The following is a 13792-nucleotide window of genomic DNA, read 5'->3' as shown; positions in this document are numbered from 1 at the left end:
TTCGCGTCGTTTTCCACGGTCCTCGCTCAGTCGTGCTTTCCTTCCTGCTGAAGCTGCGCACCCGCGCCCAAACGCTGTTCCGCCTGTCGGACGCCCATACGATGCTGATCTGGTCGGTGATCGTCGGGATCGGCGGCGCGTTCGCGACGATCGCGTTCCGGGAAGGCATCGAGCTGGTGCAGCGCGTGGTCTCGGGCGGCAGCGGCAGCTTCGTCGAAATGGCGAAACGCCTGCCGTGGTACGTGCGCTTCTGGCTCCCCGCCGCGGGCGGCTTCCTCGCCGGCTGCGTGCTGCTGCTCGCGACCCGCGGCGACGCGAAAACGCGCAAGACCGACTACATGGAAGCGGTTGCGCTCGGCAGCGGCGTCGTGCCGGTGCGGCAGAGCCTGTGGCGCAGCGCGTCGTCGCTGCTGACGATCGGCACCGGCGGCTCGATCGGCCGCGAAGGCCCGATGGTGCAGCTCGCCGCGCTCGCCGCGTCGCTCGTCGGCCGCTTCGCGCACTTCGATCCGCCGCGGCTGCGCCTGCTCGTCGCGTGCGGCGCGGCGGCCGGCATCACGTCCGCGTACAACGCGCCGATCGCCGGCGCGTTCTTCGTGTCGGAGATCGTGCTCGGCGCGATCGCGATGGAAAGCTTCGGCCCGATGGTGGTCGCGTCGGTCGTCGCGAACATCGTGATGCGCGAATTCGCCGGCTACCGGCCGCCGTACGAGATGCCGGTGTTCCCGGCCGTCGCGGGCCCCGAGGTGCTGCCGTTCGTCGTGCTCGGCCTCTTGTGCGGGGTGCTCGCGCCGCAGTTCCTGCACCTGCTCGACGCGTCGAAGCACCAGTTCAAGCGGCTGCCCGTGCCGCTGCCGGTGCGGCTCGCGCTCGGCGGCCTGATCGTCGGCGTGATCTCGGTGTGGATTCCGGACGTCTGGGGCAACGGCTACAGCGTCGTGAACCAGATCCTGCATTCGCCGTGGACCTGGCAGGCGCTCGTCGCGGTGCTGGTGTTCAAGGTGCTCGCGACGGCGGCCACCGCCGGCTCCGGCGCGATCGGCGGGGTCTTCACGCCGACGCTGTTCGTCGGCGCGGTGCTCGGCTCGCTGTTCGGGCTCGGCATGCAGGCGCTGTGGCCGGGGCACACGTCCGCGTACTTCGCGTACGCGATGGTCGGGATGGGCGCGTTCCTGGCAGGCGCGACACAGGCGCCGCTGATGGCGATCCTGATGATCTTCGAGATGACGCTCAGCTACCAGGTCGTGCTGCCGCTGATGGTGTCGTGCGTCGTCGCGTATTTCGTCGCGCGCGCGACCGGCACGACGTCGATGTACGAGATCACGCTGCGCCACCACCAGGACGCGCAGGAGCGCCTGCGGATCCGGACCACGCAGATGCGCGAGCTGATCCAGCCCGCGCAGACGGTCGTGCCGCTGAGCGCAAGCGTCGCCGACATGACGCGCGTATTCCTCGAATACCCGGTGAAATACCTGTACGTGACCGACGACGCGGGGCGCTTTCGCGGCGCGGTCGCGCTGAAGGACATCACGTGCGACCTGCTCGACAAGCGCGACACCACCGACAAGACGGCCGCGCACTACGCGCACACGCCGTTTCCGCTCCTCACGCCCGACATGCCGCTCGGCACCGCGCTCGAGCTGTTCATGGGCTTCCAGGGCGAGCGGCTGCCGGTAATCGAGAGCGCGGCGGAGCCGACGCTCGCGGGCGTCGTCTACAAGACATCGCTGCTCGACGCATACCGGCGGATGACGGGCGAGCGCTGATTCAGTCCGGCGCGCGCCCCAGCACAGCCCACGAGAAGAACCCCGCGAGCACGGCCTCGGCCGCCTCGGCCGACACGTGCTGCGGGTCAGCCGTGTAGTACGACTGCACGCCGTCGCACAGGCTCATCAGCCCGAGCGCGAGCGTCTCGGCCGGCAGCCGCAGCGGCGTGCCCGAGTGCTCCGAGAACGCACGGATGATGTCGGCCATCCGCGTGCGCGATTCCTGCAGGAACTGGTTGAAGCGCACGCGGAACTTCGCGTCGCGCGCCGCCTGCAGCTTCGCCTCGACCCAGAGCAGGTGGCACCGGTCGTCGATATGCATCCGCCGGTAGTAGGCGAGCGCGGTCGCCTCCATCTGCTCGCGCGTGCCGCCGCCCTCGAAGATCTGCCGCAACTCGGCCTGCACCGACGCGTGATCCCGCTCGAGCAGCTCGAACAGCAGCTCCGCCTTGCTGCGGAAATTCGAGTAGAACGCGCCCCGCGTATAGCCGGCGGACGCGGCGATGTCCTCGACGCTCGCGGCGACGAAGCCTTTCTCCAGAAAAATCGACTGCGCAGCACTCAGCAGACGCTCGCGCGTCTGGTCCTTGCTCTGCTCCCGGGTCAAGCGCGTTGGTTGTTTCATGCCGCGAAGTCTAGCACCAACCTGGCGCCAGCTGGCTTTCAGATTCATCTTTGCATTCAGATACAGCACTGTATTAGAATCCGCAACAGTATCCGAAAGATCTTGTCCGCGCGCATCGTTGCGCGCCGCTCGGGGCAAGCGCCCGCCGCTTGCCGGTTTCGCTCCGTTCTTACCGCCTCTGGGGGTTTCGTGAATCGCTCCGGTTCCCGTGCTGCGCTGCTGGTCGGCGCCGCGCTCGTCGTCGCCGCCTGTCACCCGAAAGAATCCGCACCACCCGCACCCCGCCCCGTCGTTGCCCAGCCGGCCCGCGCCGACGGCGTCGCGGTGTCGCGCACGCTGCCCGGCGAAATCCAGCCGCGCTACGCGACGCCGCTGTCGTTCCGCATCGCCGGCAAGATCGTCGAGCGCAAGGTGCGGCTCGGCGACACCGTGAAGGCCGGCCAGGTCGTGGCGCTGCTCGATCCTTCGGACGTCGAGAAGAACGCCGCGAGCGCGCAGGCGCAGCTCGACGCCGCGTCGCACCGCCTCGCGTTCGCGAAGCAGCAGCTCGACCGCGACCGCGCGCAGGCCCGCGAGAACCTGATCGCGACCGCGCAGCTCGAGCAGACCGAGGACGCGTACACGTCGGCGCTCGCGCAGCGCGACCAGGCGCAGCAGCAGCTCGCGCTCGCGAGGAACCAGCTGCGCTACGCGACGCTCGTCGCCGACCACGCGGGCACCATCACCGCCGAACAGGCCGACACGGGCCAGAACGTGTCCGCCGGGCAGCCCGTCTACCAGCTCGCGTGGGCGGGCGACGTCGACGTCGTCAGCGACGTGCCGGAAGCGGCGCTCGCGTCGCTCGCGCCGGGCCACACGGCGAGCGTCACGCTGCCGTCGCTGCCGGGCCGGCAGTTCGCCGCGAAGGTGCGCGAGGTCGCGCCGGCCGCCGATCCGCAAAGCCGCACCTACCGCGTGAAGCTGTCGCTCGAACGGCCCGACGCGGTGATCCGCCTCGGCATGACGGCCGACGTCGCGTTCGACGGCCTGACGGCCGGCAGCGACGCCGCGACCATCACGCTGCCCGCGACCGCGCTGTTCCATGACGGCCAGCACCCGGCCGTGTGGGTCGTGCGCGCGCAAAGCGACACGCTGGAGCTGCGCCGCGTCGACGTCGCGCGCTTCAACGAGCGCACCGTGACCCTGTCGCACGGGCTGCAGCCGGGCGAGCGCGTCGTGCTGCAGGGCGTGCACACGGTCAGCGCGGGCGAGAAGGTGCGCGCGATCGCGCCGCTGCATCCGGAGGACTTCGCGTCATGAGTTCGTTTCGCGAAGAAGGCCGCTTCAACCTGTCCGCGTGGGCGCTGCGCCACCAGGCGCTGGTCGTCTACCTGATCGTGCTGGCGACGGTCGCGGGCATCCTCGCGTACACCCGCCTCGCCCAATCCGAAGACCCGCCGTTCACGTTCCGCGTGATGGTGATCCGCACGTTCTGGCCGGGCGCGACCGCGCGCCAGGTGCAGGAGCAGGTGACCGACCGGATCGGCCGCAAGCTGCAGGAAACCCCGGCGATCGACTTCCTGCGCAGCTATTCGCGCCCCGGCGAATCGCTGATCTTCTTCACGATGAAGGACTCGGCGCCCGTGAAGGACGTGCCGCAGACCTGGTACCAGATCCGCAAGAAGGTCGGCGACATCGGCTACACGCTGCCGCCCGGCGTGCAGGGCCCGTTCTTCAACGACGAGTTCGGCGACGTCTACACCAACATCTACACGCTCGAAGGCGACGGCTTCTCGCCCGCGCAGCTGCACGACTACGCGGACCAGCTGCGCACCGTGCTGCTGCGCGTGCCGGGCGTCGCCAAGGTCGACTACTTCGGCGACCCGGACCAGCGGATCTTCATCGAGGTCAACAACGCGCAGCTCACGCGCGTCGGCATTTCGCCGCAGCAGCTCGGCCAGGCGCTCAACGCGCAGAACAGCGTGGCGTCGGCCGGCGTGCTGACGACCGCCGACGACCGCGTGTTCATCCGGCCGAGCGGCCAGTACGACAACGTCGCCGCGCTCGCCGACACGCTCCTGCGCATCAACGGCCGCACGTTCCGCCTCGGCGACCTCGCGACGGTCACGCGCGGCTACGACGATCCGCCCGTCACGCAGATGCGCACGAACGGTCACGCGGTGCTCGGCATCGGCGTCACGATGCAGCCGGGCGGCGACGTGATCCGGCTCGGCAAGGCGCTCGACGCGACGTCGCAGGAGCTGCGCGCGCAATTGCCCGCCGGCCTGAAGCTGACCGAGGTGTCGAGCATGCCGCATGCGGTCTCGCACTCGGTCGACGACTTCCTCGAGGCGGTCGCCGAAGCCGTCGCGATCGTGCTGGTCGTGAGCCTCGTGTCGCTCGGGCTGCGCACCGGGATGGTCGTCGTGATCTCGATTCCGGTCGTGCTCGCGGTCACGGCCCTCTTCATGTACCTGTTCGACATCGGCCTGCACAAGGTGTCGCTCGGCACGCTGGTGCTCGCGCTCGGCCTGCTCGTCGACGACGCGATCATCGCGGTCGAGATGATGGCCGTGAAGCTCGAGCAGGGCTACAGCCGCGCGCGCGCCGCCGCGTTCGCATACACCAGCACCGCGTTCCCGATGCTGACGGGCACGCTCGTCACGGTGTCGGGCTTCCTGCCGATCGCGCTCGCGAAGTCGAGCACCGGCGAATACACGCGCTCGATCTTCGAGGTGTCGGCGATCGCGCTGATCGCGTCGTGGTTCGCGGCCGTCGTGCTGATCCCGCTGCTCGGCTTCCACATGCTGCCCGAGCGCAAGAAGCATGCGCACGAAGCGCACCTGCCCGACGATCACGAGCACGACATCTACGACACGCGCTTCTATACGCGGCTGCGCGGCTGGATCCACTGGTGCATCGAGCGGCGCTTCGTCGTGCTGGCGATCACGGGCGCCCTCTTCGTCGTGTCGCTGCTGGGCTTCTCGCTCGTGCCGCAGCAGTTCTTCCCGAGCTCCGACCGGCCCGAGCTGCTCGTCGACCTGCGCCTGCCCGAAGGCGCGTCGTTCGCGGCGACGCTGCGCGAAACCGAGCGCCTCGAGCAGGCGATCGCCGGGCGCCCCGAGATCGACCACGCGGTCAATTTCGTCGGCAGCGGCGCGCCGCGCTTCTACCTGCCGCTCGACCAGCAGCTGCAGCTGCCGAACTTCGCGCAGTTCGTGATCACCGCGAAATCGGTCGAGGATCGCGAAAAGCTCGCGCGCTGGCTCGAAACCACGCTGCGCGACCGGTTTCCGGCGGTGCGCTGGCGGCTGTCGCGGCTCGAGAACGGGCCGCCGGTCGGCTATCCGGTGCAGTTCCGCGTCAGCGGCGACACCATCGCGACCGTGCGCGGCATCGCCGAGCAGGTCGCGGCGACGATGCGCGGCGACGCGCGCACGGTGAACGTGCAGTTCGACTGGGACGAGCCGGCCGAGCGCTCGGTGCGCTTCGAGCTCGACCAGAACAAGGCGCGCGCGCTGAACGTCACGTCGCAGGACGTGTCGAGCTTCCTCGCGATGACGCTGTCGGGCACGACCGTCACGCAGTACCGCGAGCGCGACAAGCTGATCGCGGTCGACCTGCGCGCGCCGCAGGCCGACCGCGTCGATCCGGCGAAGCTCGCGGGCCTCGCGCTGCCGACGCCGAACGGCCCCGTGCCGCTCGGCTCGCTCGGCCGCTTCACGCCGTCGCTCGAATACGGCGTGATCTGGGAGCGCGACCGCCAGCCGACCATCACCGTGCAGTCGGACGTGCGCGCGGGCGCCCAGGGCATCGACGTCACGCATGCGATCGACGGCAAGCTGAATGCGCTGCGCGCGCAACTGCCGGTCGGCTACCGGATCGACATCGGCGGCTCGGTCGAGGAAAGCGCGAAAGCGCAGAAGTCGATCAACGCGCAGATGCCGCTGATGGCGATCGCCGTGTTCACGCTGCTGATGATCCAGCTGCAGAGCTTCTCGCGCGTGCTGATGGTCGTGCTGACCGCGCCGCTCGGGCTGATCGGCGTGGTGTCGACGCTGCTGATGTTCGGCCAGCCGTTCGGCTTCGTCGCGATGCTCGGCGTGATCGCGATGTTCGGGATCATCATGCGCAACTCGGTGATCCTCGTCGACCAGATCGAGCAGGACATCGCGGCCGGCCACGGGCGCTTCGACGCGATCATCGGCGCGACCGTGCGGCGCTTCCGGCCGATCACGCTGACGGCCGCCGCCGCGGTGCTCGCGCTGATCCCGCTGTTGCGCTCGAACTTCTTCGGGCCGATGGCGACCGCGCTGATGGGCGGCATCACGAGCGCGACCGTGCTGACGCTGTTCTACCTGCCGGCGCTGTACGCCGCGTGGTTCCGCGTGAGGAACGACGAGCGCGACCCGCAGGGCGGCCACGCTTCCGGCGACGCCGCGCCGTCGGGAGCCTGATCATGGAGCTGTCGATGAATCTGATGACGAACACCGCGCGCGCGCTCGCGGCCGCGGGCCTCGCCGGCGCGCTCGCGGGCTGCGCGTGGTTCGCGCCGAGCGGCGAGCCGCCGGCGATGCCGTCGCCCGCGCACTACGGCGCGACGCCGCAAGCCGAGCAGACGGTCGCGGCGCAAGGCGTCGCGCAGCATTTCGAAGTCGGCGCGCAGCCGGTGCCCGACTGGTGGACGCAGTACCGCTCCGACGCGCTGAACGCGCTCGTCGACGAAGGGCTGCGCAACAGCCCGACGCTCAGCGCCGCCGCGCACACGCTGAACGCCGCGCGCGAGCAGCTGCGCGCGCAGATCGGCAGCTCGATGCTGCCGTCGATCGACGCGGGCGGCCAGGCCGCGCGCCAGCGTGCGCTCGGCGTGCCGATTCCCGCGCTCGGCGCGCCGACGCTGCTGTACGACACGTTCGTCGGCCAGCTCCAGGCGCGCTACACGATCGACCTGTTCGGCGCGTCGCGCTTCGCGAACCGGGCGCTCGCCAAGCGCGTCGACGTCAGCGCGTTCCAGCTCGAATCCGCGCGCCGCGCGCTCGCCGCGAACATCGTCGTCGCGTCGGTCACGAGCTCGGTGCTCGGCGCGCAGATCGACACGACCGAACGGCTCGTCGCGCTCGCCGACGCGCAGGCGCGCGACGCGGAGCGCCGCTACGCGCTCGGCGCCGCGTCGCGCAGCGATGCGCTCAACGCGCGGCAGAGCGCGCAGACGCTCGCGGCCGGCCTGCCCGCGCTGCGCCAGCAGCGCGACTCGGCGCGCCATGCGCTCGCGGTGCTGGTCGGCCGCACGCCGGACCAGCCGCCCGCCGACCTCGCGCTCGCCGACCTGCATCTGCCCGCGCAGGTGCCGGTCGTGGTGCCGTCCGACCTGCTGAGGAGCCGGCCCGACGTCCGCGCGGCCGACGCGGCGCTGCAGGCCGCCGCGGCCGAGGTCGGCGTCGCGACAGCGCAGTTGTTCCCGCAGTTGTCGCTGTCGGCGTCGATGGGGCAAGGCGGCTTCAACTGGCCGGCGATGCTGTCCGGCGCGGGCGCGATCTGGAGCATCGGCGCGTCGCTCAGCCAGCCGATCTTCCACGGCGGCGCGCTGCTCGCGCAGCGCCGCGCGGCCAAGGAAAGCTACGCGGCCGCCGTCGACCAGTACAAGCAGACCGTGCTCACCGCATTCCAGGACGTCGCCGACTCGCTTGCGGCGCTCGAGCACGACGCGCAGGCGCTCGACGCGTCGGAGCGCGCCGCACTCGCCGCGCGCGGCGCGTATGACGATGCGGCCGCGCGCGTGCGGCTCGGCGCGCTGCCGCCGTCGGCGTCGCGCGCAAGCGAGCTGCAGTACCGCAACGCGCGGCTCGACGAGATTCGCGCGACGGGCGCGCGGCTCGCGGACACCGCGCGGCTGTACCAGGCGATGGGCACGCCGCCCGTCGGCACGGCAGCCGGCCGGCAAGCCCGCGCCGCGATCCCGCACGCTCCGAACGCTCCGGACGCCCCGCCCTCGCCGCAATGAGCTGGCCCGGGCGTCGGGCGCCGCGCCCGACGCCCACTCTTCCGCTTGACCCTCACGTAGCGTAACGTTCGAGACTCCAGGGTGCGCACCAAACGGAGGAACGAATGCGACTGAAAGTGGGAGAACTGGCGAAACGCAGCGGGCTGACCGTCCGCACGCTTCATCACTATCACGCGATCGGTCTGCTGACGCCTTCGGCGCGCGCCGACAACGGCTACCGGCTGTACGACCGCGACGACATCGCCCGGCTCCACCAGATCCAGGCCCTGCGTCGCTTCGGACTGTCGCTCGCCGAAATCGGCGACTACCTGAACCAGCCCGGCGCCCCGCTCGTCGACCTCGTCGCGAAGCAGATCACGCTGCTCGACCGTCAGATCGAACAGAGCGCGCAGTTGCGCGAGCGGCTCGTGCGCCTGCACGCGCAGCTCGCCGAAGGCACGGAGCCGGAACTGGCCGATTGGCTCACCACACTGGAGTTGATGACCGTGTACGACAAATATTTCTCCGAGGAAGAACTCGCGCGCATGCCGATGTACCGCAAGAGCCAGACCGGCGACGCGGAATGGATCGCGCTCGTCGCCGACGTGCGCGCGCTATACGACGCGGGCGTGCCGCCCGAGGACGAGCGCGTGCGCGCGCTCGCCGACCGCTGGATGACGCTGCTCGTGCGCGACACGAACAACGACCCGCGCCTGCTGGCGAAGCTGAACCTGATGCACGAACGCGAGCCGTCGCTGCAGGCGCAGATCGGCATTTCGACCGCGTTGCGCGACTACGTGCTGCGCGCGGTGGCCGAAACGAAGATGCGGATCTTCGAGAAGTACCTCGCGCCGGACGAGATCCGCTTCATGCGCGCGCATTACGGCGAGCGTGCGATGGAATGGCCGCAGCTGATGGCCGACGTGCGCGACGCGATCGACGCGGGCGCGCGGCCCGATTCGCCCGAGGCCCGCGCGCTCGCGCGGCGCTGGCTCGACCTGTTCCGCAGCTATGCGGGCGACGATCCGGCCACGCACGCGAAATTCCGCCACGCGATGATGAACGAGCCGGCGCTGACGAAGGACGCGTGGGCCGACGAGACGCTGCTCGGCTTCATGCGGCAGGCGATGGCGCAGTTGCAGACGGCCCGGCATTGAACGACGGCGGCGGCAGCGCGACGGCCGCGCGACGCGGCACCGTCAATCGTCGCCGCGCGCGCCGAGCCCCAGCGCCTTCAGCCGGCGGTACAGCGTGCGCTCGCTCAGCCCCGCGCGCTCGGCCAGCGCCTTGCGCGTCCCGACGAATCCGCTCGCGATCCGCAGCAGTTCCGCGTCGCTCGGCGGGCTGGCCGCACGCTGCGCGTCGTGCGGCAATGCCGACGCCGCGACGAGTTCGGCAGGCAGGTGCTCGACGCGGATCGTGCCGTCGTCCGCGAACAGGCATGCGCGTTCGAGCACGTTGCGCAATTCGCGGATGTTGCCGGGCCATGCATAGGCGTCGAGGCACGCGCGCGCGGCGTCGGTCAGCGTGTGCGGCGCGGCGAGCGCGTCGCCCGCGCCGGCGCGCGCGTTCGCGATCCGCCGCAGGATCGACGCGGCCAGCAGCGCGACGTCGCCGTGCCGCTCGCGCAACGCCGGCAGGTGGATCGGAAACGCGTTGATCCGGTAATAGAGATCCTGCCGGAACCGGCCGTCGTCGATCATCGCGCGCAGCGGCTTGTGGGTGGCGGCGACCAGCCGGAAATCCGCGCGCAGCGTCTCGACGCCGCCGACGCGCCGGAACGTGCCCGACTCGATCAGCCGCAGCAGCTTCACCTGCATCGGCAACGGCACGTCGCCGATCTCGTCGAGAAACAGCGTGCCGCCCTGCGCGGTTTCGACGAGGCCAGGCTTGCGCGCCGCCGCGCCCGTAAACGCACCCTTCTCGTAGCCGAACAGCTCGCTTTCGAACAGCGTCTCGGCGATCCCCGAGCAATCGACCACGACGAACGGCCCCATCGCCCGCGCGCTCGCCTCGTGCAGCGCCCGCGCGAACAGTTCCTTGCCGGTGCCCGACTCGCCGAGCAGCAGCACCGGCAGCAGCGACGGCGCGACGCGCTGCAGCGCGCCGAGCGCCGCGTTGAACGCGTCCGAGCCGCCGACGAGCCCTTGCGCGCTCGGCTGCGCGGACGCGCTCTTCAGCGTCGTCAGCCGCTCGACGTACGCGATCACGTCGCCCGCCGCATCGAAGATCGGGCGCAGCTCGACGTCGACGTGCTCGGGGCCGCGCGGCGTGTGATGGATATGCAGCACGCGGTCGGCGCCGCGCGACTCGAGCGCCTGCTTCATCGGGCAGTGCTCGCCCGCCTGGTCGCACGGCACGTCGTAGTGATGCGACACGCGGTAGCAATGCCGGCCCACGTGCTCGACGCCCGCGACGCCGAACTGCCGCCGGTACGCGCCGTTCGCCGCAAGGATCCGGTAGTCGGGGTCGACCACGATCATCGGCTGCGGATCGTGTTCCAGGTAGGAGACGAGCGCGCCCACGTCGGGCGCGGCGCCGCGCGGCTGGGCGGGAACGATCGGGATGACGTCGTGCTGGCTCATGGTCGGGTTCGGCGGGGTCTGTCATGCGGACTGCCAATTCTGCCACGACACTGCCGGAACTGGCAGCATGCGTGCGCCGGCCGGTTGCGCGCAGCGCCGCCCGCCGCGTGCCTGCCGGTAAAAACCCGAACCGAATCAAGCCCCTGGTGCGTTCCCGGGCGCGTCACGGTCGCCTGGCACGGTTTTTGTACTACCGAACGCCGATTGCAGAACCTGAATGAGGACGATCCCGTGAGCAACCTGCCCGTCATGTCGGTCGAAGGCTTCTTCGACCCGGCGACCAGCACCATCAGTTACCTGCTGCTCGATACGACGAGCCGCGAATGCGCGCTGATCGACAGCGTGCTCGACTACGACCCGAAGTCGGGGCGCACGCGCACCGCCAGCGCCGACCGGCTGCTTGCGCGCGTCGGCGAGCTCGGCGCGACGGTGCGCTGGCTGCTGGAGACGCACGTGCACGCCGACCACCTGTCGGCGGCGCCGTACCTGAAGGCGCGCGTCGGCGGCGCGATCGCAATCGGCGCGCAGGTGCGGCGCGTGCAGCATGTGTTCGGCCGGCTGTTCAATGCGGGCGCCGGCTTCGCGAGCGACGGCAGCCAGTTCGACCGGCTGCTCGACGACGGCGACGTGCTGCCGCTCGGCGCATTGTCGATCCGCGCGCTGCACACGCCCGGCCACACGCCCGCGTGCATGACCTACTGCGTCGACGACGGCGCGCAACGCGCCGCGTTCGTCGGCGACACGCTGTTCATGCCCGACTACGGCACCGCGCGCTGCGACTTCCCCGGCGGCGACGCGCGCACGCTGTACCGGTCGATCGCGCGCGTGCTCGGCCTGCCCGCCGACACGCGCCTCTACATGTGCCACGACTACCCGCCCGGCGGCCGCGACGTGCAGTACGTGAGCACCGTCGCCGAGCAGCGGCGCGCGAACGTGCACGTGCGCGACGGCGTGACCGAGGACGACTTCGCCGCGATGCGCACCGCGCGCGACGCGACGCTCGACATGCCGGTGCTGATGCTGCCGTCGGTGCAGGTCAACATGCGCGCGGGCCACCTGCCCGAACCCGAAGACAACGGCGTGCGCTACCTGAAGATCCCGCTCGACGCGATCTGACGCCCCGCCGCCGCCCCAACCGAAGGACCCACAACTGATGAACATCCGCAAGCTGACCGACACGCTGTCGGTCTCGCCCCAGATCACGGCGGCCGACCTGCCCGCGCTCTCCGCCGCGGGCTTCCGTGCGATCGTCTGCAACCGCCCGGACGGCGAAGGACCGGACCAGCCGACCGTCGCCGAGATTCGCGCGGCCGCCGCGCCGCTCGGCATCGCCGTGCACGACCTGCCGGTCGATTCCGGCAAGGTCACCGACGATCAGGCCGCGCGCTTCGGCGCGCTCATCGCGTCGCTGAATGAGTCACTGCATGCGCCGGTGCTCGCATACTGCCGCACCGGCACGCGCTCGGCGACGCTGTGGGCGCTGTCGCAGGCGGGCCTGCGGCCGCTGGACGACATCGTCGCGACGGCCGCCGCGGCCGGCTACGACCTGGCCGGCATCGCGCCGCGCGTCGCGGCGCGCGGCCAGCGCGCGGCGCAGGCCGTCGACGCCAGCCACGACATCGTGATCGTCGGCGCGGGCGCGGCCGGCCTCGCGGTCGCATCGAGCCTGCTCGCGCGCGACCGGTCGCTCGACATCGTCGTGATCGATCCGGCCGACGTTCATTACTACCAGCCCGGCTGGACGATGGTCGGCGCGGGCGTGTTCCGGCCGGAGACGACCGCGCGCCGGATGTCCGCCGTGCTGCCGCGCGGCGTGCGCTGGATCCAGGCGGCCGTGGCCGGCTTCGAGCCGGACGCGCATGCGGTCGTGCTCGACGGCTGCCGGCGGATCGGCTACCGGCAGCTCGTCGTCTGCCCCGGCCTCAAGCTCGACTGGCACGCGATCGACGGCCTCGCCGACACGCTCGGCCGCAACGGCGTCACGTCGAACTACCGCTACGATCTCGCGCCGTACACGTGGCAACTCGTCCGCGAATTCCAGGGCGGCCTCGCGCTGTTCACGCAGCCGCCGATGCCGATCAAGTGCGCGGGCGCGCCGCAGAAGGCGATGTATCTCGCGTGCGACCACTGGCTGCGCTCGGGCCGGCTCGGCGCGGCGAACGTCGAGTTCTGCAATGCGGGCGCCGCGCTGTTCGGCGTCGCCGACTACGTGCCCGCGCTGATGGAATACGTGAAGCGCTACGACATCGGGCTGTCGTTCGGCCACAACCTCGTCGCGATCGACGGGCCCGCGCGCCGCGCGACGTTCCGGCGCACGCTGCCCGACGGCGGCGCGGAAACCGTCGAGCGCGAGTTCGACATGATCCACGTCGTGCCGCCGCAGACCGCGCCCGATTTCGTGCGCGCGAGCCCGCTCGCCGACCCGGCCGGCTGGATCGACGTCGATCCGGCGACACTGCGACACAAGCGCTTTCCGGACGTGTTCGCGCTCGGCGACGCGACCAACACGACCAACGCGAAAACCGCCGCCGCCGCGCGCAAGCAGGCGCCCGTCGTCGCGCACAACGTGCTCGCGGCGCTCGGCAAGGAAGGCGCGGGGCGACGCGGCCTACGACGGCTATGGCTCGTGCCCGCTGACCGTCGAGCGCGGCCGGATCGTGCTCGCCGAATTCCTGTACGGCGGCAAGGTCGCGCCGACCTTCCCCGCGTGGCTGATCGACGGGCGGCGTCCGTCGCGGCTCGCGTGGCTGCTGAAGGAGCGGCTGCTGCCGCCGCTCTACTGGAAGGCGATGCTCAAGGGCCGCGAATGGCTCGCGAAGCCGACCATCGCCGACTGATCGCGCCCGACCGGATGACA

The 13792-nt window shown here is 71.0% G+C and carries 8 protein-coding genes and 1 pseudogene; 7 read left to right on the top strand and 2 right to left on the bottom strand.

Features of this window, described 5'->3' with window-relative positions; translation table 11 throughout:
- Positions 1-32 precede the first annotated feature (32 nt).
- Entirely contained in the window at positions 33-1766 is a 1734-nt protein-coding gene (locus tag WJ35_RS03420) for a ClcB-like voltage-gated chloride channel protein (protein WP_196222086.1), read from the top strand.
- A 1-nt stretch (position 1767) separates the two neighbouring features.
- On the opposite strand, the gene WJ35_RS03415 is transcribed toward WJ35_RS03420, so the two are convergent.
- Positions 1768-2391, bottom strand: a complete 624-nt coding sequence (locus WJ35_RS03415; protein WP_060234405.1) for a TetR/AcrR family transcriptional regulator — start codon at positions 2389-2391, stop codon at positions 1768-1770.
- Positions 2392-2580: 189 nt separating this feature from the next.
- On the opposite strand from WJ35_RS03415, the gene WJ35_RS03410 reads away from it, so the two are divergent.
- The 4 genes from WJ35_RS03410 to WJ35_RS03395 all read left to right on the top strand — a co-directional run bounded on the left by WJ35_RS03410 (position 2581) and on the right by WJ35_RS03395 (position 9507).
- Positions 2581-3690 (top strand): efflux RND transporter periplasmic adaptor subunit, encoded by a 1110-nt coding sequence (locus WJ35_RS03410; protein WP_060234404.1) that lies wholly within the window; start codon positions 2581-2583, stop codon positions 3688-3690.
- Complete coding sequence (locus WJ35_RS03405; RefSeq protein ID WP_069238735.1) at positions 3687-6827, top strand: efflux RND transporter permease subunit; 3141 nt, start codon at positions 3687-3689, stop codon at positions 6825-6827. The genes WJ35_RS03410 and WJ35_RS03405 overlap by 4 nt, the downstream gene beginning before the upstream one ends.
- A 2-nt stretch (positions 6828-6829) precedes the next feature.
- The gene (locus WJ35_RS03400; RefSeq protein ID WP_060234402.1) at positions 6830-8371 is read left to right on the top strand and encodes an efflux transporter outer membrane subunit; all 1542 of its coding nucleotides are present in this window, start codon (positions 6830-6832) and stop codon (positions 8369-8371) included.
- Between the two features lie 104 nt (positions 8372-8475).
- Positions 8476-9507, top strand: coding sequence for a MerR family transcriptional regulator (locus WJ35_RS03395; RefSeq protein ID WP_069238734.1), 1032 nt, complete (start codon positions 8476-8478; stop codon positions 9505-9507).
- A gap of 42 nt (positions 9508-9549) precedes the next feature.
- Here WJ35_RS03395 and WJ35_RS03390 read toward each other — a convergent pair whose 3' ends face one another.
- Positions 9550-10833: a sigma-54 interaction domain-containing protein gene (locus WJ35_RS03390; protein WP_420480904.1), complete on the bottom strand. Its 1284-nt coding sequence runs from the start codon at positions 10831-10833 to the stop codon at positions 9550-9552.
- A 351-nt stretch (positions 10834-11184) separates the two neighbouring features.
- Here WJ35_RS03390 and WJ35_RS03385 point away from each other — a divergent pair, with 351 nt between their 5' ends.
- A complete protein-coding gene (locus WJ35_RS03385) occupies positions 11185-12051 on the top strand; it encodes an MBL fold metallo-hydrolase (protein WP_415858254.1) in 867 nt (288 codons plus the stop codon).
- 37 nt (positions 12052-12088) lie between these two features.
- Positions 12089-13772, top strand: a pseudogene (locus WJ35_RS03380) (TIGR01244 family sulfur transferase).
- Positions 13773-13792: the final 20 nt, after the last annotated feature.

Origin of the sequence: Burkholderia ubonensis (genome assembly GCF_001718695.1) — a bacterium.
Lineage (GTDB): Bacteria > Pseudomonadota > Gammaproteobacteria > Burkholderiales > Burkholderiaceae > Burkholderia > Burkholderia ubonensis_B.
This window is presented reverse-complemented; position numbering and strand designations above follow the sequence as displayed.

Bases quoted from the DNA above. Each gene is read 5' to 3' on its own strand.
- WJ35_RS03400 (WP_060234402.1), top strand. From the start codon at position 6,830: ATGGAGCTGTCGATGAATCTGATGACGAACACCGCGCGCGCGCTCGCG.
- WJ35_RS03390 (WP_420480904.1), bottom strand. From the start codon at position 10,833: ATGATCGTGGTCGACCCCGACTACCGGATCCTTGCGGCGAACGGCGCG.
- WJ35_RS03385 (WP_415858254.1), top strand. From the start codon at position 11,185: ATGTCGGTCGAAGGCTTCTTCGACCCGGCGACCAGCACCATCAGTTAC.
- WJ35_RS03395 (WP_069238734.1), top strand. From the start codon at position 8,476: ATGCGACTGAAAGTGGGAGAACTGGCGAAACGCAGCGGGCTGACCGTC.
- WJ35_RS03405 (WP_069238735.1), top strand. From the start codon at position 3,687: ATGAGTTCGTTTCGCGAAGAAGGCCGCTTCAACCTGTCCGCGTGGGCG.
- WJ35_RS03415 (WP_060234405.1), bottom strand. From the start codon at position 2,391: ATGAAACAACCAACGCGCTTGACCCGGGAGCAGAGCAAGGACCAGACG.